Source organism: Bacillus sp. FJAT-14266 (genome assembly GCF_001719225.1).
GTDB classification, from domain to species: Bacteria; Bacillota; Bacilli; order Bacillales; family Bacillaceae; genus Bacillus; species Bacillus subtilis.
Map to the genome: position 1 here is coordinate 1,882,646 of NZ_CP017072.1, position 20,696 is coordinate 1,903,341.

The 20,696-nt window shown below is 45.5% G+C and carries 21 protein-coding genes; 19 read left to right on the plus strand and 2 right to left on the minus strand.

Features of this window, described 5'->3' with window-relative positions; genetic code table 11:
- The first annotated feature begins 1 nt into the window (after position 1).
- The 12 genes from yqhY (at position 2) to spo0A (ending at position 12,315) form a co-directional block, all read left to right on the plus strand.
- On the plus strand, positions 2-409 hold the full coding sequence (yqhY, locus tag BGM23_RS09925) for a fatty acid biosynthesis protein YqhY (protein ID WP_003230254.1): 408 nt from the start codon (positions 2-4) through the stop codon (positions 407-409).
- A gap of 263 nt (positions 410-672) precedes the next feature.
- Complete coding sequence (nusB, locus tag BGM23_RS09930; protein ID WP_003230256.1) at positions 673-1,068, plus strand: transcription antitermination factor NusB; 396 nt, start codon at positions 673-675, stop codon at positions 1,066-1,068.
- Positions 1,069-1,079: 11 nt separating this feature from the next.
- The gene (folD, locus tag BGM23_RS09935; protein WP_003230259.1) at positions 1,080-1,931 is read left to right on the plus strand and encodes a bifunctional methylenetetrahydrofolate dehydrogenase/methenyltetrahydrofolate cyclohydrolase FolD; all 852 of its coding nucleotides are present in this window, start codon (positions 1,080-1,082) and stop codon (positions 1,929-1,931) included.
- A 137-nt stretch (positions 1,932-2,068) separates the two neighbouring features.
- The gene (xseA, locus tag BGM23_RS09940) at positions 2,069-3,415 is read left to right on the plus strand and encodes an exodeoxyribonuclease VII large subunit (RefSeq protein WP_029726730.1); all 1,347 of its coding nucleotides are present in this window, start codon (positions 2,069-2,071) and stop codon (positions 3,413-3,415) included.
- Entirely contained in the window at positions 3,412-3,669 is a 258-nt protein-coding gene (locus BGM23_RS09945; RefSeq protein ID WP_029726731.1) for an exodeoxyribonuclease VII small subunit, read from the plus strand. Before xseA ends, BGM23_RS09945 begins: the two co-directional genes overlap by 4 nt.
- Positions 3,659-4,549, plus strand: a complete 891-nt coding sequence (locus BGM23_RS09950) for a polyprenyl synthetase family protein (protein ID WP_003230262.1) — start codon at positions 3,659-3,661, stop codon at positions 4,547-4,549. Before BGM23_RS09945 ends, BGM23_RS09950 begins: the two co-directional genes overlap by 11 nt.
- A 174-nt stretch (positions 4,550-4,723) precedes the next feature.
- Positions 4,724-6,625 (plus strand): 1-deoxy-D-xylulose-5-phosphate synthase, encoded by a 1,902-nt coding sequence (gene dxs, locus BGM23_RS09955; protein WP_003245985.1) that lies wholly within the window; start codon positions 4,724-4,726, stop codon positions 6,623-6,625.
- The gene (locus BGM23_RS09960) at positions 6,622-7,467 is read left to right on the plus strand and encodes a TlyA family RNA methyltransferase (RefSeq protein ID WP_003230264.1); all 846 of its coding nucleotides are present in this window, start codon (positions 6,622-6,624) and stop codon (positions 7,465-7,467) included. Before dxs ends, BGM23_RS09960 begins: the two co-directional genes overlap by 4 nt.
- A 97-nt stretch (positions 7,468-7,564) precedes the next feature.
- Positions 7,565-8,014: an arginine repressor ArgR gene (gene argR / locus BGM23_RS09965; RefSeq protein WP_003230265.1), complete on the plus strand. Its 450-nt coding sequence runs from the start codon at positions 7,565-7,567 to the stop codon at positions 8,012-8,014.
- 36 nt (positions 8,015-8,050) lie between these two features.
- Positions 8,051-9,781, plus strand: coding sequence for a DNA repair protein RecN (gene recN, locus BGM23_RS09970; protein WP_029726732.1), 1,731 nt, complete (start codon positions 8,051-8,053; stop codon positions 9,779-9,781).
- Between the two features lie 174 nt (positions 9,782-9,955).
- Positions 9,956-11,236 carry a SpoIVB peptidase gene (gene spoIVB / locus BGM23_RS09975; protein WP_004398697.1) on the plus strand — a complete coding sequence of 427 codons (1,281 nt, stop codon included), beginning with the start codon at positions 9,956-9,958 and terminating at the stop codon, positions 11,234-11,236.
- A gap of 275 nt (positions 11,237-11,511) precedes the next feature.
- The gene (gene spo0A, locus BGM23_RS09985) at positions 11,512-12,315 is read left to right on the plus strand and encodes a sporulation transcription factor Spo0A (protein ID WP_003226427.1); all 804 of its coding nucleotides are present in this window, start codon (positions 11,512-11,514) and stop codon (positions 12,313-12,315) included.
- A 464-nt stretch (positions 12,316-12,779) separates the two neighbouring features.
- On the opposite strand, the gene BGM23_RS09995 is transcribed toward spo0A, so the two are convergent.
- On the minus strand, positions 12,780-13,898 hold the full coding sequence (locus BGM23_RS09995; RefSeq protein ID WP_029726733.1) for an NADH-dependent flavin oxidoreductase: 1,119 nt from the start codon (positions 13,896-13,898) through the stop codon (positions 12,780-12,782).
- A 72-nt stretch (positions 13,899-13,970) separates the two neighbouring features.
- Positions 13,971-14,123 carry a hypothetical protein gene (locus tag BGM23_RS21855; RefSeq protein WP_014480226.1) on the minus strand — a complete coding sequence of 51 codons (153 nt, stop codon included), beginning with the start codon at positions 14,121-14,123 and terminating at the stop codon, positions 13,971-13,973.
- A 307-nt stretch (positions 14,124-14,430) separates the two neighbouring features.
- Here BGM23_RS21855 and BGM23_RS10005 point away from each other — a divergent pair, with 307 nt between their 5' ends.
- The 7 genes from BGM23_RS10005 (at position 14,431) to mmgD (ending at position 20,691) form a co-directional block, all read left to right on the plus strand.
- Positions 14,431-14,727, plus strand: coding sequence for a hypothetical protein (locus BGM23_RS10005; protein ID WP_014480225.1), 297 nt, complete (start codon positions 14,431-14,433; stop codon positions 14,725-14,727).
- Positions 14,728-14,746: 19 nt separating this feature from the next.
- A complete protein-coding gene (locus BGM23_RS10010; protein WP_072692696.1) occupies positions 14,747-15,367 on the plus strand; it encodes an N-acetylmuramoyl-L-alanine amidase family protein in 621 nt (206 codons plus the stop codon).
- Between the two features lie 78 nt (positions 15,368-15,445).
- Positions 15,446-16,177: a glycerophosphodiester phosphodiesterase gene (locus BGM23_RS10015; protein ID WP_015714234.1), complete on the plus strand. Its 732-nt coding sequence runs from the start codon at positions 15,446-15,448 to the stop codon at positions 16,175-16,177.
- A 126-nt stretch (positions 16,178-16,303) separates the two neighbouring features.
- Positions 16,304-17,485, plus strand: a complete 1,182-nt coding sequence (locus BGM23_RS10020; protein ID WP_003230291.1) for an acetyl-CoA C-acetyltransferase — start codon at positions 16,304-16,306, stop codon at positions 17,483-17,485.
- 24 nt (positions 17,486-17,509) lie between these two features.
- A complete protein-coding gene (locus BGM23_RS10025) occupies positions 17,510-18,373 on the plus strand; it encodes a 3-hydroxybutyryl-CoA dehydrogenase (RefSeq protein WP_029726734.1) in 864 nt (287 codons plus the stop codon).
- Positions 18,374-18,400: 27 nt separating this feature from the next.
- Entirely contained in the window at positions 18,401-19,540 is a 1,140-nt protein-coding gene (locus tag BGM23_RS10030) for an acyl-CoA dehydrogenase (protein ID WP_029726735.1), read from the plus strand.
- Positions 19,541-19,572: 32 nt separating this feature from the next.
- Positions 19,573-20,691 carry a citrate synthase gene (gene mmgD / locus BGM23_RS10035; RefSeq protein WP_029726736.1) on the plus strand — a complete coding sequence of 373 codons (1,119 nt, stop codon included), beginning with the start codon at positions 19,573-19,575 and terminating at the stop codon, positions 20,689-20,691.
- Positions 20,692-20,696: the final 5 nt, after the last annotated feature.

A 20,696-nucleotide genomic window follows, 5' to 3' on the forward strand; every position in this document is an offset into this window, starting at 1 on the left:
AATGAAAGACAACAGCTTGCTTAAAATGGATCACGAAGATACGCATTTGGGTAAGGTTGAGATTGCACCGGAGGTCATTGAGGTCATTGCCGGCATTGCAGCATCAGAAGTTGATGGGGTTGCCGAAATGCGCGGAAACTTTGCGACAGGCGTCGTCGAGCGCTTTGGCAAAGTGAATCATGGCAAAGGTGTCAAAGTCGACCTGGCGGATGACGGAATTACGATCGATGTATACTGTGTCGTTACATTTGGCGTTTCGATTCCGAAAGTTGCAGCATCCGTTCAGGAAAACATTCGTCAAACCTTATTAAATATGACGTCTCTTTCGATTAACGAGATCAATATTCACATCGTCGGCATTCAATTTGACACAAAAGCCCAAGAAGTCCAAATCGACGAAGAAATGTAAATGGCTTAACACGAAACCAAGGGGAGGGCGGCCCTTTGGTTTTTTTACACGTTACCCTTTATTTCAAAGCATGAAGAAAGCCGGCTTACATAGCCGAGTTTCTTCATGAACGTGAAATCCGAATAATCATATTAAGGTGTGTGAAAATATTCGGTAATAGGGTAAAAAAACCTTGATTTCAATATGCGGATACGAAAAAAATATGTTATGATCTCTTTGTGGCTTAACGACAAGCGGATAAAGAGGATCAAAGGAGAAAGAAAATGAAAAGAAGAACAGCAAGAGAAAAAGCTTTGCAGGCACTATTTCAAATTGATGTCAGCGATATTGCAGTGAATGAAGCCATAGAACACGCACTGGATGAAGAAAAAACAGATCCTTTCTTTGAACAGCTTGTACACGGGGTATTGGAACACCAAGACCAGCTGGATGAAATGATCTCCAAGCATCTGGTGAATTGGAAGCTCGATCGGATTGCCAATGTTGACCGTGCGATTTTGCGCCTGGCAGCATATGAAATGGCATATGCCGAAGACATTCCGGTGAATGTCTCCATGAACGAAGCGATTGAGCTGGCAAAACGGTTTGGTGATGACAAAGCGACAAAGTTTGTAAACGGGGTTCTTTCTAACATTAAATCTGATATTGAACAATCATAGGAGGAAAGAAAATGACTGCAACAATCATCGACGGAAAAGAAACGGCTAGAGAAAAACGCGAACAATTGGCAAAAGAGGTAGAAGAGCTTAAAAAGCAAGGCGTCACTCCCGGACTGGCGGTTATTTTGATTGGAGATGATCCTGCTTCTCACTCTTACGTGCGAGGAAAGAAAAAAGCGGCAGAAACAATGGGAATGAATTTCAAGCTCGATCAATTTGACAGCAGCCTCACAGAAGCTGAACTGCTTTCCATTATTGATCAATATAACCAAGACCCTGAGTTTCATGGCATTCTCGTTCAGCTTCCGCTCCCAGACCATATTTCTGAAAAAGCGGTGATCGAACGTATCTCCCCTGATAAAGATGTAGACGGTTTTCATCCGTTAAACGTAGGGAAAATGCTGCTTGGCGAAGATACGTTTCTTCCTTGCACGCCTCATGGAATTGTTGAGCTTTTGAAGAAAACCAATATTGACCTTTCCGGTAAAGAGGTTGTTGTAGTCGGCCGAAGCAACATTGTCGGCAAACCTGTCGGCCAGCTTTTATTAAATGAAAACGCGACGGTTACTTACTGTCATTCAAGAACAGAAAATATTACTGAACATACGAAAAAAGCGGACATCCTGGTGGTGGCAGTCGGCAGAGCCAACTTCATCAGTGCAGACCAGATCAAAGAGGGCGCTGTTGTCATTGACGTCGGCGTTAACCGTCTAGAAAACGGAAAGCTTTGCGGAGACGTTGAATTTGAAGGGGCAAAGGAAAAAGCGTCCTTCATCACGCCGGTTCCGGGCGGAGTAGGTCCGATGACCATCACGATGCTTGCGCATAATACTGTTAAATCTGCGAAACGTACGTTATCATAGATAATTGGAGATATTCACAGGCGAAATGTTTACCCGCCTTGAATATGAGCACGATACCCGCTTCTTCAGGCTCCTAAAGCCAGGGCGGGTTTTCTTTAGTTATGGTGCAGGAATGCTTAGGAGAGGAGTTTTTAGACATGGGTGAAGCAGCGTATGTGACCGTCTCAGCGCTGACAAAGTATATAAAACGAAAATTCGATGTAGATCCTCACCTTGAAAATATTTGGATTAAAGGCGAATTGTCGAATGTAAAGATACACACACGAGGGCATATTTATTTCACTTTAAAAGACGAAAACGCTAGAATGCAGTCGGTGATGTTCGCGAGACAAAGCGAGCGTCTGCCTTTTAAACCTGAAAACGGAATGAAAGTGCTGGTCAGAGGCGGAATTTCCGTATATGAACCGAGCGGAAACTATCAATTATATGCCAAAGAAATGCAGCCTGACGGGGTTGGAGCGCTTTATTTAGCGTACGAAGAATTAAAAAAGAAGCTTGCCGGCGAAGGTTTATTTGACGACCGCTACAAAAAACAAATCCCCGCATTTCCAGCCACAATCGGGGTTGTGACATCTCCAACGGGTGCCGCTGTCAGAGACGTTATTACAACTCTAAAAAGAAGATATCCCCTTGTAAAAGTCATTGTTCTTCCAGCGCTCGTACAAGGTGAAAATGCGAGCAGATCCATCGTTACGCGCATTGAAGAGGCAAATGAAAAAGAGATTTGCGACGTATTAATTGTCGGGAGAGGCGGCGGTTCGATAGAAGAACTGTGGGCATTCAATGAAGAAATTGTAGCACGCGCCATCTTCGCTTCCAATATTCCGATTATATCGGCAGTCGGACATGAGACGGATTTTACGATTAGTGATTTTGTCGCCGATATCAGAGCTGCGACGCCGACAGGAGCAGCTGAGATTGCTGTGCCTCATACCACTGATTTAATCGAACGGACAAAAACAGCGGAAGTCAGAATGACAAGAGCAATGCAGCAGCATCTCGGCCAGAAAAAAGAACGGGTACAAACGCTGCAATCGTCCTATGCCTTTCGTTTTCCAAAGCGTTTGTATGCGCAAAAAGAGCAGCAGTTTGACCTCGCGTACCAGCAGTTTCAAGCACAGCTGACCGCTCTTTTAGATCGGAAAAGCAGACAGCTGGAGCGTGAAACGTACAGATTAGAGGCACTGCATCCTCATGAACAGCTGAAACAAGCGAGAACACGATACCAGGAACAAACAAATCAGCTGAGAAAAAATATGAATATCCAAATGAAGCAGCTGCATTCCCAATTTCAAACCGTTCTTGGAAAGCTGAACGCACTAAGTCCTCTTCAAGTGATGGAAAGAGGATACAGCTTGGCTTATAAAGAAGATAAACTCATTAAAAGTGTCAGTCAAATAGAAGAGCAGGACCAGCTTGAAGTCAAGCTGAAGGATGGCGTGCTGACCTGTGAAGTATTAGAAAAGAGAGGGGAAGAAAAATGACAGACGTGAAAAAAAATGAAAACATGACATTTGAAGAAGCGATGAAAGGGCTTGAGAGCATTGTATCAAAGCTTGAAGAGGGAGATGTGCCTCTAGAGCAAGCCATTAACTATTTCCAAGAAGGCATGGCTCTGTCAAAAATGTGCCATGAAAAGCTGCAAAAAGTCGAAAAGCAAATGGACTTCATTTTAAAAGAAGACGGCGAACTGGCACCTTTCAGTGTTGTTCAGGAGGAAGACGAAGGTGACAAATAAATTAACGAGCTTTCTGGCGGATCGGAAAAAAACAATTGAAAATCAGCTTTCTGTCTATACAGAAAAGCTTGATATGCCGGACTCATTAAAGAAATCTATGCTGTATTCTCTACAGGCCGGCGGAAAGCGGTTGCGGCCTCTGATTGTACTGGCTGTTTTAAACGCATATGGAAAAAGCGAAAAAGACGGCATTCCGGTGGGCTGTGCTGTCGAAATGATTCACACGTATTCGTTAATTCATGATGATCTTCCATGCATGGATGATGACGATTTACGCCGCGGGAAGCCGACAAACCATAAAGTGTTTGGTGAAGCGACGGCAGTATTAGCGGGTGACGGGCTGCTCACAGAAAGCTTTAAGCTGATTACCTCCCACGTGTCAGACGAGGTGTCAGCAGAAAAGCGCCTGCGCCTTGTGAATGAACTGATTTCAGCGGCAGGCACCGAAGGCATGGTCGGTGGGCAAGTAGCTGATATGGAAGCGGAAAACCGACAAGTCACGCTTGAAGAGCTCGAATCCATTCATGAACGGAAAACTGCCAAGCTCCTTGGCTTTTGTGTAATCGCCGGTGCTATTTTGGCTGATGCGCCTGAGGAAGACATTGAAACACTGCGTACCTTCAGCAGCCACATTGGAATCGGATTTCAAATCAGAGACGATATTTTAGATTTAGAAGGCAGTGAAGAGAAAATCGGCAAACGTGTCGGCTCAGATACCACAAATGACAAATCGACATACCCGTCGCTTCTTTCATTGGAAGGGGCCAAACATAAATTGGATGTTCATATAAAAGAGGCGAAGCGATTGATCGGCGGACTCTCTCTTCAAAAAGACCTTTTATATGAGCTTTGTGATTTAATTGCGGCAAGAGATCACTAAAACGATCCTAATTTGAAGCGGCTGCACGAGATATGGTAAAATGTAAGCAGTTTATATGAAAAATGAAAAGGAAAAGCGCGTTTGTCTTTTTTTATGTCTGAGATTATTGTCAGCTCGGCATGCAAAAGACATGTATCATTGCAGAAATTCATGCTGAAAGTGAGTTGATCCGCTTTGGATCTTTTATCAATACAGGACCCGTCGTTTTTAAAAAACATGTCCATTGATGAATTAGAGAAATTAAGTGATGAAATCCGTCAGTTTTTAATTACAAGTTTATCCGCTTCCGGCGGCCACATCGGCCCAAACTTAGGTGTCGTAGAGCTTACTGTTGCCCTGCATAAGGAATTTAACAGCCCGAAAGACAAATTTTTATGGGATGTAGGCCATCAGTCGTATGTCCATAAGCTGCTGACAGGACGCGGAAAAGAATTTGCGACGCTTCGCCAGTACAAAGGGCTTTGCGGATTTCCAAAGCGGAGTGAAAGCGAGCACGATGTTTGGGAAACCGGGCACAGCTCGACTTCTCTGTCAGGCGCGATGGGAATGGCAGCTGCCCGTGATATTAAAGGAACGGATGAATATATTATTCCGATCATTGGTGACGGCGCGCTGACTGGCGGTATGGCGCTCGAAGCCCTTAACCACATCGGCGACGAGAAAAAAGACATGATTGTCATCCTTAATGATAATGAAATGAGTATTGCGCCAAACGTCGGTGCCATTCACTCTATGCTCGGACGGCTCCGCACTGCGGGGAAATACCAGTGGGTCAAAGATGAGCTTGAATACTTATTTAAAAAGATTCCGGCAGTTGGGGGCAAGCTTGCCGCCACGGCGGAACGGGTCAAAGACAGCCTGAAATACATGCTCGTCTCCGGAATGTTTTTCGAGGAGCTCGGTTTTACGTATTTGGGCCCAGTGGACGGACATTCTTATCATGAGCTGATTGAGAATCTTCAATACGCCAAAAAAACGAAAGGCCCTGTTCTTCTGCACGTCATTACGAAAAAAGGGAAGGGGTACAAACCGGCTGAGACCGATACGATTGGGACATGGCATGGTACCGGACCATATAAAATTAATACCGGTGACTTTGTAAAGCCGAAAGCCGCAGCTCCTTCGTGGAGCGGTCTTGTCAGCGGAACTGTGCAGCGAATGGCGCGCGAGGACGGACGCATTGTAGCCATTACGCCGGCTATGCCTGTCGGTTCAAAGCTTGAAGGCTTCGCAAAGGAATTCCCTGACCGGATGTTCGACGTAGGAATCGCAGAACAGCATGCCGCAACGATGGCGGCAGCTATGGCAATGCAGGGTATGAAGCCGTTTTTGGCGATTTACTCAACCTTCCTGCAAAGGGCATATGACCAAGTTGTTCATGACATCTGCCGCCAAAACGCCAATGTGTTTATTGGAATTGACCGTGCAGGACTCGTTGGCGCTGATGGAGAGACACATCAAGGCGTGTTTGATATTGCGTTTATGCGCCACATTCCAAACATGGTCTTAATGATGCCGAAAGACGAAAATGAAGGCCAGCACATGGTTCATACAGCACTTAGCTATGACGAAGGCCCGATAGCGATGCGTTTTCCGCGCGGAAACGGACTCGGCGTAAAAATGGATGAACAGTTGAAAACGATTCCGATCGGTACGTGGGAGGTGCTGCGTCCAGGGAACGATGCTGTCATCTTAACATTCGGCACAACAATCGAAATGGCGATTGAAGCAGCCGAAGAGCTGCAGAAAGAAGGCCTTTCCGTGCGCGTTGTGAATGCGCGTTTTATTAAGCCGATTGATGAAAAGATGATGAAGAGTATCCTAAAAGAAGGCTTGCCAATTTTAACAATTGAAGAAGCGGTCTTAGAAGGCGGTTTCGGAAGCTCGATTTTAGAATTCGCTCATGATCAAGGTGAATATCATACTCCGATCGACAGAATGGGTATACCTGATCGGTTTATTGAACACGGAAGCGTAACGGCGCTTCTTGAGGAAATTGGACTGACAAAACAGCAGGTGGCAAATCGTATTAGATTACTGATGCCGCCAAAGACACACAAAGGAATTGGATCATGACGTCAAAGAAAGAACGATTAGATGTATTATTAGTGGAAAGAGGGCTGGCGGAAACGCGTGAAAAAGCCAAAAGAGCCATTATGGCGGGGATCGTCTACTCAAACGAAAACCGCTTGGACAAGCCTGGAGAAAAAATTGACCGCGACCTTCCGTTAACCGTCAAAGGAAACCCGCTGAGGTATGTGAGCAGGGGCGGCTTAAAGCTCGAAAAAGCGTTGAAAGAGTTTCCCGTCTCTGTCAAAGATAAAATTATGATTGATATTGGCTCCTCCACCGGCGGTTTTACGGACTGCGCTTTGCAAAATGGAGCTAAACAGTCATACGCTGTGGATGTAGGCTATAATCAGCTTGCGTGGAAGCTTAGACAGGATGAACGGGTCGTCGTGATGGAACGGACGAACTTTCGTTATGCAACACCGGCAGACTTTACAAAGGGCATGCCGGAGTTTGCCACAATTGATGTGTCCTTTATTTCACTGCGGCTCATCCTGCCTGTCCTAAGGACTTTGCTCGTACCGGGCAGCGACTGCATGGCTCTAGTTAAGCCTCAGTTTGAAGCGGGACGGGAATCCGTCGGCAAAAAAGGGATTGTCAGAGATCCTAAAGTGCATGCTGATGTGCTCAAGCGAATGATCAGTTTTTCTGCCGCTGAAGGCTATATCTGTAAAGGCTTGTCATTTTCTCCAATCACGGGAGGAGACGGAAATATTGAGTTTCTCCTTCATTTGCATTGGCCGGGAGAGGGACAGGAAGGCCAGGAGCTGCCGGAAGAAGAGATCATGCGCGTTGTAGAAGAAGCACATAAGACGTTAAAAGAAAAAAAAGCAGATGTACCGGAATAATAGGGCGCTATTATTCCTTTTTTCTGCATTCATGTACAATGTGCAGAGAATCATATAACATAAAAGAACAGATAAGCTTGGAAATAGAGGTGCTTACATGAACAAAGGCCAGAGGCATATTAAAATCAGAGAGATCATTACAAGCAATGAAATCGAAACGCAGGATGAATTGGTCGACATGCTAAAGCAGGATGGATACAAAGTAACGCAAGCCACGGTATCACGGGATATTAAAGAACTTCACCTTGTAAAAGTGCCTACAAACAATGGTTCTTACAAATACAGTCTTCCGGCGGACCAGCGTTTCAATCCGCTGTCTAAGCTAAAGCGGGCATTGATGGACGCATTTGTGAAAATAGACTCAGCAAGCCATATGATTGTGCTGAAAACGATGCCGGGCAATGCCCAGGCAATCGGGGCCCTGATGGACAATTTGGACTGGGATGAAATGATGGGGACCATTTGCGGGGATGATACGATTTTAATTATTTGCCGGACTCCTGAAGATACAGAAGGCGTAAAAAACAGGCTCCTTGAACTGCTGTAACAGAAAATCTAACAAAGATAAGAGGTGTAATGCTGTTTGTTAGCTGAACTATCGATTAAAAACTTTGCCATTATTGAGGAACTGACGGTTTCTTTTGAACGCGGGCTTACGGTTTTAACAGGAGAAACCGGAGCCGGCAAATCCATCATCATAGATGCCATTTCTCTTTTAGTCGGAGGCCGCGGATCATCTGAATTTGTTAGATATGGGGAAGCAAAAGCCGAACTTGAAGGGCTGTTTCTGTTGGAGAGCGGCCATCCTGTTTTAGGCGTATGCGCTGAGCAGGGAATCGACGTTTCAGACGAAATGATCGTCATGAGAAGGGATATCAGCACGAGCGGGAAAAGCGTTTGCCGTGTCAATGGCAAGCTTGTCACGATTGCTTCGCTAAGAGAGATCGGCAGGCTTTTATTAGATATTCACGGGCAGCACGATAACCAGCTGTTAATGGAAGACGAAAATCATCTCCAGCTTTTGGACAAGTTTGCCGGGGCCGAAGTGGAAAGCGCGCTCAAAACGTATCAGGAAGGGTACCAGCGGTATATGAAGCTGCTCAAAAAGCTTAAGCAGCTTTCTGAAAGCGAACAGGAAATGGCCCATCGTCTTGATCTTATTCAATTTCAGCTCGAAGAAATCGAATCGGCAAAGCTTGAGCTTAACGAAGATGAACAGCTCCAAGAAGAGCGCCAGCAAATTTCAAACTTTGAGAAGATATATGAGTCGCTGCAAAATGCATATAACGCGCTTCGCAGTGAGCAGGGCGGATTGGACTGGGTTGGAATGGCATCAGCGCAGCTTGAAGATATATCTGATATTAATGAACCGCTGAAAAAAATGTCTGAAAGTGTTTCGAACTCCTACTATTTGCTTGAGGATGCCACATTTCAGATGAGAAATATGCTGGATGAGCTTGAATTTGATCCGGAACGCCTGAACTATATTGAGATGCGACTTAATGAAATCAAACAGCTGAAACGAAAATACGGTGCCACTGTTGAAGACATTTTGGAATATGCTTCTAAAATTGAAGAAGAGATTGACCAAATTGAAAACAGGGACAGCCACCTTCAAAGCTTGAAAAAGGAGCTTGACTCCGTCGGCAAAGATGTCGCAGTGGAAGCGGCAAATGTGTCACAAATCCGAAAAACATGGGCGAAAAAGCTGGCTGATGAGATTCATCGGGAATTAAAAAGCCTGTACATGGAAAAATCAACTTTTGATACGGAATTTAAGGTCAGAACAGCGTCACGCAATGAAGAAGCTCCGCTTGTAAACGGCCAGCCCGTTCAGCTGACTGAACAAGGGATTGACCTGGTGAAGTTTTTAATTTCGACCAATACAGGCGAGCCGCTGAAATCCCTTTCGAAAGTCGCTTCAGGTGGAGAGCTGTCACGGGTGATGCTGGCCATAAAAAGCATTTTTTCCTCACAACAGGATGTGACATCGATCATTTTTGATGAGGTTGATACCGGTGTAAGCGGCAGGGTCGCACAGGCAATTGCTGAGAAGATCCATAAGGTGTCAATAGGATCACAAGTGCTGTGCATTACACACCTGCCTCAGGTGGCTGCCATGGCCGATACGCATCTTTATATTGCGAAGGAGTTAAAAGACGGCAGAACGACGACACGTGTCAAGCCGCTCTCTAAGCAGGAAAAGGTAGCGGAAATCGGGCGCATGATTGCAGGTGTCGAAGTAACCGATTTAACGAAACGCCATGCGAAAGAACTTTTAAAACAAGCGGATCAAGTCAAAACAACTGGGTAAGCTGCGCGAGAAGCGCAGCTTATTTTTTTCGTGCACATCCATTCGTTCATCAGTATATCCAATGTTTTTCTTCATATGACAGTTATAAATAAGCCGTCAGAAGGCAAAATTAAATGATGTAGCAACAAGTCATAAAGAAGGTGTGGGATAGGAGCGAGGAGAGTGAAGTAGTGAATGCCCGATAATATCAGAAAAGCAGTAGGTTTAATTCTCCTTGTTTCGTTATTAAGTGTAGGTTTATGCAAACCGCTAAAAGAATATTTACTGATTCCAACGCAAATGAGAGTATTTGAAACCCAAACACAAGCGATTGAAACGAGTTTATCGGTAAACGCTCAGACATCAGAATCCTCAGAAGCGTTTACAGTAAAGAAAGATCCGCATGAAATCAAGGTGACGGGCAAAAAATCAGGTGAGTCAGAATTAGTATATGATCTTGCCGGATTTCCAATTAAAAAAACAAAAGTGCATGTTCTTCCTGATTTAAAGGTTATACCTGGCGGACAATCAATCGGTGTAAAACTTCATTCCGTCGGTGTTCTTGTCGTCGGATTTCATCAAATCAATACAAGTGAAGGCAAAAAATCTCCGGGAGAAACGGCAGGAATTGAAGCGGGCGACATCATTATTGAGATGAATGGACAGAAAATTGAAAAAATGAATGATGTAGCCCCATTTATTCAAAAGGCTGGGAAAACTGGTGAATCTTTAGACTTACTGATCAAACGTGACAAACAGAAAATCAAAACGAAGCTGATCCCAGAAAAGGATGAAGGAGAAGGCAAATACAGAATCGGGTTATATATCAGAGATTCTGCTGCCGGCATCGGCACTATGACCTTTTATGAACCGAAAACAAAAAAATACGGAGCACTTGGCCACGTGATTTCCGATATGGACACAAAGAAACCAATTGTAGTGGAGAATGGAGAAATCGTTAAATCCACTGTAACATCAATTGAAAAAGGGACAGGCGGTAATCCAGGAGAAAAACTGGCGCGATTTTCCTCAGAACGCAAAACGATCGGGGATATTAACAGAAACAGCCCGTTTGGGATTTTCGGCACGCTGCATCAGCCGATTCAAAACAACATATCAGATCAAGCATTGCCGGTTGCGTTTTCTACCGAAGTCAAAAAAGGGCCGGCTGAAATTTTAACGGTTATTGATGATGACAAAGTAGAAAAATTCGATATTGAAATCGTCAGCACAACGCCGCAAAAATTCCCTGCGACAAAAGGAATGGTGTTGAAAATTACCGATCCAAGGCTGTTGAAAGAAACAGGAGGCATCGTCCAGGGGATGAGCGGAAGCCCGATTATTCAAAATGGAAAAGTGATCGGTGCTGTCACCCATGTATTTGTAAATGACCCGACAAGCGGCTACGGTGTTCATATTGAATGGATGCTGTCAGAAGCAGGAATCGATATTTATGGAAAAGAAAAAGCAAGCTGACTGCCGGAGTTTCCGGCAGTTTTTTTATTTTGATCCCTCTTCACTTCTCAGAATACATACGGTAAAATATACAAAAGAAGATTTTTCGACAAATTCACGTTTCCTTGTTTGTCAAATTTCATTTTTAGTCGAAAAACAGAAAAAAACATAGAATAACAAAGATATGCCACTAATATTGGTGATTATGATTTTTTTAGAGGGTATATAGCGGTTTTGTCGAATGTAAACATGTAGCAAGGGTGAATCCTGTTAACTACATTTGGGGAGGAAGAAACGTGGAGAAAATTAAAGTTTGTGTTGCTGATGATAATCGAGAGCTGGTAAGCCTGTTAAGTGAATATATAGAAGGACAGGAAGACATGGAAGTGATCGGCGTTGCTTATAACGGACAGGAATGCCTGTCGCTGTTTAAAGAAAAAGATCCTGATGTGCTCGTATTAGATATTATTATGCCGCATTTAGACGGACTTGCGGTTTTAGAGAGGCTGAGGGAATCAGATCTGAAAAAACAGCCGAATGTCATTATGCTGACAGCCTTTGGACAGGAAGATGTCACGAAAAAGGCCGTCGATTTAGGCGCGTCCTACTTTATTCTCAAACCGTTTGATATGGAAAACCTTGTCGGCCATATCCGCCAGGTCAGCGGAAATGCCAGCAGTGTGACGCATCGTGCGCCATCATCGCAAAGCAGTATTATACGCAGCAGCCAGCCTGAACCAAAGAAGAAAAATCTCGACGCGAGCATCACAAGCATTATCCATGAAATCGGCGTCCCAGCCCATATTAAAGGCTATCTCTATCTGCGCGAAGCAATCTCAATGGTATACAATGACATCGAATTGCTCGGCAGCATTACAAAAGTCCTCTATCCGGACATCGCCAAAAAATTCAACACAACCGCAAGCCGTGTAGAAAGAGCGATCCGCCATGCAATTGAAGTGGCATGGAGCAGAGGAAACATTGATTCCATTTCCTCGTTGTTCGGTTATACTGTCAGCATGACAAAAGCTAAACCTACCAACAGTGAATTCATTGCAATGGTTGCGGATAAGCTGAGGTTAGAGCATAAGGCTTCTTAAACATGAGCTTATTAAGTGGTCATTAAATCAAACGTCTTTTATTTATTGGTTTGCGCTGATAAATAGGAGGCGTTTTGTTTTGGGACATTTGTTAGTATGGGAGAAGAATATTAAGTATCCGCATATAGTAAAGGATGGGTTTGAAAAGTAAGGAAAGCAAATGGCGGTATTACCTACACTCTTGGTCCATTCATACATCTTATAGGATCACGAAGCATGATCGACCCTAGATGTGTCCGTTATAAAATGAAACCTTTCTCCTGCAAAATCGTAAGTAAGGCGTATTCATGTAAAAAGGAGACGTACGAATGAAAAAGAAAAAAGCAAGAAAGCGTGAGGGGTTTTTCTTGGATTTTCTTTTCGAAGTTGGTGGGGAGCTCTTTCTTTTGCTGTTTAGATGTGTACACAAACTATTTATATAAAGGGAAAAAAGACTGCCGAATCGTTTCGGCAGTCTTTGCACATTAATCTTTATAAGGCACCCAGCCTTGCGTGTTCACAATTGCTTGCCATAGCGGTTCAGGCAAATGATATTTTTCTTTATCTGTGCCTTTGATCACTGTTTCGATTTGCTTTTCACGGCCTTCTTTTACTTTTACCGTCCAGTTAGGGTCAACTAGAATTTCGCGTCCCATAGCGACCAGCGGAATACCGTTTTCGATGACGGCAAGCGCGTCATCAGCGGAATGGATGGAACCGACGGCGATCAGCGGCACTTTGTTTCCGACACGTTCATTCAATAAGTCCATGCGTGTGCGAGTCGGATCTGCACCGCGGCGCGCTTTTGAGTTCACGTCCATCAGTGAGATATGAAGATAATCCAATTCTTTATCCCCTAAAGCATCAACAAGCGTATAAGTTTCAGTCATTGTCAATCCCGGTGTCTCAGGTTCTTCCGGAGACAGGCGGTAGCCGACTAAGAACGCACCCTTCGCATGTTCTGAAGCGGCTTTTTTCACTTCATCGACAATAGCGAGCGGGAAGGCTAATCGTTTTTCATCGTTTCCTCCCCAGCGATCCGTGCGCTGGTTGGTTTTCGGAGAATAAAACTGCTGAATTAAGTAGCCGTTTGCACCGTGAATTTCGACACCGTCAAAGCCGGCTTCAATGGCGCGTCTTGTCGCTTCTCCAAACGCCTTCACAATGTTTTCCACTTCTTCTTCTTTTAATGCGCGAGCAATTTGTTTGCCGTTATCAAACACGTCACTTGGCCCCACAACATCCTGTTGAGGAACGAGCTCAGACGGGCACTCAATACCGCCGTGATGAATTTGTACAACCGCTTTAGCGCCTTGTGCCTGAATGGCTTGTGCTAACTTTTTTAAACCTGGAATGTTGGAATCGTCATGGATGGCCGGCTGCCCGGGGAATGCTTTTCCGTCCGGTGTAACATTTGCGCAGGCTGTAATCACCATTCCCATCTCTTTTGAACGGGGGATGATGTAGTCGAGCTCCGCTTCAGATATTGTACCGTCTTCATTAGAAGCGTAATGAGTCATCGGTGCTACTGCGATCCGGTTGTCGATTGTAACGCCGCTTTTAAACGTAAATGGTTCAAAAAGTGGCTTATACTTAGGGTTCATTTGATCATCTTCTTTCGTTTGGATTCGCACATATTCTAGCCTATATGTAAAAATTAATGCAATTGATCTGCTTTACCGACTGAATATCTTGAGTGCAGAGTGATGTTTTCGCCGCTCTTTTTCGGGGCCTTTGTAGCCGCCGCTGATTTGGTGGCCGATGGAGCATGTGATGACAGCTGCCGCCAGCAGCAGAACGAATTTTTTCATGGCTTTAACTTCTTTCAATAAAGTAAATATCCTTTAAAAGGTTACGCTTGGCTGACCCACCCGTCAAACGATTTGCTCACCCTATTCTCAAATTTTTAAAAATGAATAAAAAGTTGCTTCTTTCCGCTAATTTTTTCTAATTGGCGCCTCAATTAGAGCCATCCTCATAGACAAATCTGCTCGTTATCTTTCTAACAACAGGAAATGATCGGGTCGTATAGCCCTTTTGAAAATCATGGAACTTGCTCGCCTGCATTCGCGTTGTCTTTACAAATTCGCCATTCTGGTCAAAGATAAAAGCCAAACATCAGGAAGAGGTGGTCATGTGAAACAAACGGTTCTTTTGCTGTTTACTGCGCTCTTTCTTTCGGGGTGCAGTGTTGCAAGTGCGGATGACTCAGTGCCAAGGTTTACCGAAGAGGGAAAATACATTGGCTCGGCTGATCCTCATACGATTGCGGTGTCTCTTAATGGAGAAGAAACCATGATACAAGTTCCGAAGGATAAACGTGATGAATGTGAATCACTGCCAGATCAGACACATGTCCTGGTGAAATATACAAAGAAGGATAATGGAACTTTACAGCTGGAAGATATTCAGCTGCGAAAGAACTCGTCATAAAAAGACCGGAGGGAGTAAGTTGAGAATGTTATGGAGGAGCTTGGCGCTGTGCGGATTGGCTTTGACGCTCGCGCCTTGTGCACAGGCAGCAGAGCCGATAGAAGGGAAAACAGTGTATATTGATGCCGGACACGGCGGTGAAGATAGTGGAGCGGTCGGAAACGGGCTCTTTGAAAAGGATATTAATTTGTCTGTCTCAGAGCATGTGACAGACAAACTAAAAGAGGAGGGAGCCAATCCTGTTGCATCCCGGTCTGACGATCATTTTCTGACCTTGGAGGAAAGAGTGGCTAAGGCAAGTGCCAATCAGGCTGACCTTTTTGTCAGCATCCATGTGAATTCAGGGGTTGCTTCAGCTTCAGGAACAGAAACGTATTTTCAATCTGATTATGAAGGGGAGAGCAGCCGGCGTCTAGCATCCGATATTCAGTCAGAGCTCGTTTCTTCCTTACAAACGAGAGACAGGGGCGTGAAAGAATCAGACTTTTACGTCATTACATATTCACAAATGCCAAGTGTGTTGGCGGAGCTTGGGTTTATCACGAACAGCTCTGACGCGGACAAGCTGGGAAGTGAAGAATACCAGCAAAAGGCCGCAGATGCGATTGTCAACGGCATTGATTCTTATTATGATCAGTAGATTGATACAGCCTTAATCCTAGAGTGGAACCGACAAAATAAGTATAATGGAGAAAACTTTAGGGTTTGAGGTGAAACGATGACAAAGATTTTTGCCCACCGGGGGGCATCAGGTCAATTTCCCGAAAATACAATGCTTGCATTTGAAAAAGGAATTGAAGCCGGAGCGGATGGGATAGAGCTTGATGTACAGCTGACGAAAGACGGACGCATTGTTGTAATTCATGATGAAAGACTTAATCGCACGACATCACTTAAAGGATTCGTGAAGGATACAGCCTATGATGAGGTAAAGACTGCGAATGCGGCCGCTGGTCACGATCAAGCGTACAGCGATATAAAAGTGCCGCTGCTAGAAGATGTGCTCTCGTGGGCGGTAAAAAAGGATTTTCTCATCAACATTGAATTAAAAAACAGCGTGATCCGCTATGAGGGAATGGAAGAAAAAGTGCTGGAGGCAGTGAAGCGATTTAATGTAGAGGACAGAGTCATCCTATCCACGTTTAATCATGACAGCTTGGCGCTGTGCGCCCGGCTTGCACCGCATATCGAACGGGCAGTATTAACTTCAGATGTGCTTTATCAGGCAGATCGATATATCGCGTCTATTCCGGCTTCCGGCTATCACCCGAAGTTAAACAGCCCAGGGGTCACAGATGAAGTACTGAAGAAAATGAGGAACGGTTTGATTAAGGTAAGGCCGTATACAGTCAATCGTCCGGAAGATATGAAGCGTCTCATTGAAGCGGGAGCAGACGGCATGTTTACCGACTTTCCAGAAAAGGCTTCGGCATTGCTGAAAAATGAATAGTTGTTAGAAGGAGGCTGTTTGACGCAGCCTTCTTTTTTCATTCATTCATGCCCGTTTCAAAGCATACATTCATAGAAGACAACTAGAAATTGTAAGCGCTGTCTATCTTCTGAATGAGGTGAAACCATGAGGAAAACAGTCATTGTAAGTGCTGCAAGAACTCCATTTGGCAAATTCGGCGGAGTTTTGAAAGAGGTGAAAGCTGCTGAGCTTGGGGGCATTGTGATGAAGGAGGCGCTGCAACAGGCTGGAGTCTCTGGAGATGATGTAGAAGGAAACGTCATGGGCATGGTTGTCCAGGCCGGCTCAGGGCAGATACCTTCCCGTCAAGCTGCCCGTCTGGCGGGAATGCCTTGGAGTGTGCCCTCAGAAACACTGAATAAAGTCTGTGCTTCCGGCCTTCGCGCTGTCACTTTATGTGATCAAATGATTCGGGCGCAGGATGCGGACATACTTGTTGCGGGGGGGATGGAAAGCATGAGCAATATTCCGTATGCCGTTCCCGCCGGGCGCTGGGGAGCACGGATGGGAGACGGCGAGCTTAGGGACTTAATGGTGTATGACGGATTAACGTGCGCATTTGACGAGGTGCACATGGCTGTTCACGGAAATACAGCTGCCAAGGAATATGCAATCTCACGAAGAGAGCAGGACGAATGGGCGTTGAGAAGTCATGCAAGGGCAGCTAAGGCAGCCGATGAAGGGAAGTTTCAGGATGAAATTGTTCCCGTCAACTGGATCGGCCGAAAAGGGAAACCAAACGTTGTTGATAAAGATGAAGCGATTCGCCGTGACACAAGTCTGGATCAGCTCGCGAAACTTGCTCCGATTTATGCAAGTGACGGTTCTATCACAGCCGGCAATGCTCCCGGGGTCAATGACGGAGCCGGCGCGTTCGTGCTGATGTCTGAGGAAAAAGCTGCTGAGCTTGGCAAACGGCCTCTGGCTACAATTCTTGGTTTTTCAACTACGGGAATGCCAGCGCACGAGCTGGCGGCAGCGCCGGGGTTTGCCATTAACAAGCTCCTGAAAAAGAACGGTTTGACTGTCCAAGATATTGACTTGTTTGAAGTAAATGAAGCTTTTGCTTCAGTTGTTTTGACATGTGAAAAAATCGTAGGTTTCGATCTTGAAAAAGTAAATGTAAATGGCGGTGCGATCGCGCTCGGCCACCCGATCGGCGCGAGCGGGGCGAGAATTCTCATGACGCTTGTTTATGAATTAAAGCGCCGGGGAGGGGGTCTGGGCGTTGCCGCTATTTGCAGCGGGGCAGCACAGGGAGACGCCGTCTTAGTGCAGGTTCATTAAAACATGATGAAAAAGGGGATTTGAATGGAAATCAAACAAATCATGGTAGCTGGCGCAGGTCAGATGGGAAGCGGAATTGCTCAAACAGCCGCCGACGCGGGCTTTTATGTGCGGATGTATGATGTGAATCCAGAGGCCGCGGAGGCAGGATTGAAACGGCTGAAGAAACAGCTGGCCCGTGATGCTGAGAAAGGAAAAAGGACCGAGACGGAAGTGAAGAGTGTAATCAGCCGCATTTCGATTTCTCAAACGCTTGAGGAGGCAGAGCATGCGGACATTGTGATTGAGGCTATCGCAGAAAACATGGCGGCAAAAACTGAGATGTTTAAAACGCTTGATCGCATGTGCCCGCCTCATACGATTTTGGCCAGCAATACATCTTCCTTGCCTATTACAGAAATCGCTGCTGTAACAAACCGGCCTCAACGGGTTATTGGCATGCATTTTATGAATCCCGTCCCTGTAATGAAGCTGGTTGAAGTGATTCGCGGCTTGGCTACATCAGAAGAAACGGCCTTAGATGTTATGGCATTAGCGAAAAAGATGGGGAAAACAGCGGTAGAAGTCAATGATTTTCCTGGGTTTGTTTCCAACCGTGTGCTTCTTCCAATGATTAATGAAGCCATCTATTGCGTGTATGAGGGAGTGGCGAAGCCGGAGGCAATAGATGAAGTGATGAAGCTGGGCATGAATCATCCGATGGGTCCGCTTGCATTAGCGGATTTTATCGGACTGGATACGTGTTTATCAATTATGGAAGTCCTTCACTCAGGCCTTGGCGATTCCAAATACCGTCCTTGCCCGCTGCTCCGCAAGTATGTCAAAGCAGGCTGGCTTGGCAAAAAGAGCGGACGCGGTTTTTATGACTATGAGGAGAAGACTTCCTGAAGTCTATTCCATCCGGGGGTGGCCGAGTTGCATGTAACCCAAGAGCAAGTCATGATGCGAAAAATGGTGCGTGATTTTGCACGAAAAGAAATTGCTCCCGCTGCGGAAATCATGGAGAAAACGGACGAATTTCCCTTTCAGCTGATCAAAAAAATGGGCGAACACGGCCTGATGGGAATACCGGTGCCGGAACAGTACGGCGGTGTCGGGGCAGACGTGGTTTCTTATATTTTGGCGATTCATGAGATTTCTAGAATCAGCGCGGCTGTCGGCGTGATTCTCTCCGTTCATACCTCGGTCGGCACAAATCCGATTCTGTACTTCGGCAATGAAGAACAGAAGATGAAATATATACCAAAGCTCGCGTCAGGAGACCATTTGGGCGCATTTGCACTAACGGAGCCTCACTCGGGGTCGGATGCCGGGAGCCTCCGCACAACAGCAATCAAAAAGAACGGCAAATATCTATTAAACGGATCGAAAATATTCATAACGAATGGCGGAGCAGCTGATATCTATATCACATTTGCTTTAACAGCTCCAGATCAAGGCAGGCACGGGATTTCGGCTTTTATTGTTGAAAAAAACACACCCGGTTTTACCGTTGGAAAAAAAGAAAGAAAGCTGGGGCTTTATGGCTCCAATACTACGGAACTGATTTTTGATAATGCAGAAGTGCCTGAAGCCAATTTGCTTGGCAAAGAGGGGGATGGCTTTCACATTGCCATGGCGAATTTAAATGTCGGCCGGATCGGCATTGCGGCACAGGCCCTCGGAATTGCAGAGGCGGCTCTTGATCATGCCATTGATTATGCGAAGCAGCGAGTGCAATTTGGAAGACCGATCGCAGCCAATCAAGCCATTTCATTTAAGCTGGCTGATATGGCGACTAGAGCTGAGGCGGCAAGACATCTTGTCTACCACGCTGCAGACCTTCATAACCGCGGCCTAAACTGTGGAAAAGAAGCGTCTATGGCTAAACAATTTGCTTCCGATGCAGCCGTGAAGGCGGCGTTAGACGCCGTTCAAATTTATGGGGGATATGGCTATATGAAGGATTATCCGGTTGAGCGCCTGCTTCGCGATGCAAAGGTGACGCAAATCTATGAAGGGACGAACGAGATTCAAAGACTGATTATTTCCAAGCATTTGCTTGGCGGAACCTGATAGACAAAAACGCAAAAACGGAGGTTGAGGATATGGAGGAGAAACAGCATTATTCTCCAGGGTTGGACGGTGTGATTGCGGCAGAAACTCATATTTCTTATCTTGACACGCAGTCCAGCCAGATTTTGATAAGAGGCTATGATTTAATAGAACTTTCTGAAACAAAAAGCTATCTGGAGCTTGTCCATTTATTGCTGGAGGGCAGGCTGCCAGAAGAAAGTGAAATGGAGACGCTGGAACGTAAAATAAACAGTGCCGCAAGCCTGCCTGCTGATCATCTCCGTCTGCTTGAGCTGCTCCCTGAGGACACTCATCCAATGGATAGTCTGCGTACCGGCCTGTCGGCACTTGCTGGCTATGATCGGCAAATTGATGATCGGTCTCCTTCCGCAAACAAAGAACGCGCCTATCAGCTTCTTGGGAAAATGCCTGCCCTCACTGCTGCCAGCTACAGGATCATTAATAAGAAAGAACCGATTCTTCCGCTTCAAACCCTATCCTACAGTGCGAATTTTCTCTACATGATGACAGGGAAATTGCCGTCTTCATTGGAAGAACAGATTTTTGACCGGTCGCTCGTCCTGTACAGTGAGCATGAGATGCCGAATTCAACCTTTGCGGCCAGGGTCATTGCATCTACACATTCAGATCTTTATGGGGCTTTGACTGGGGCTGTCGCTTCCCTGAAAGGGAATCTTCACGGAGGAGCAAACGAAGCTGTGATGTATTTGCTTTTGGAGGCAAAAACGACATCTGATTTTGAGCAGCTTTTGCAAACAAAACTGAAAAGAAAAGAAAAAATCATGGGCTTCGGCCACCGGGTGTATATGAAAAAAATGGACCCGAGAGCACTCATGATGAAAGAGGCGCTGCAGCAATTATGCGATAAAGCCGGTGACCATCGTTTATATGAGATGTGCGAAGCGGGTGAGCGGCTGATGGAGAAGGAAAAAGGGCTTTACCCGAATTTGGATTACTATGCTGCCCCAGTGTATTGGATGCTCGGCATACCGATTCCTTTATATACGCCGATCTTTTTCAGCGCGAGAACGTCCGGTTTATGCGCCCATGTGATCGAACAGCATGCCAATAATCGGCTCTTCCGTCCCCGCGTCAGTTACATGGGCCCGCGATATCAAACAAAACCATGAAAGGA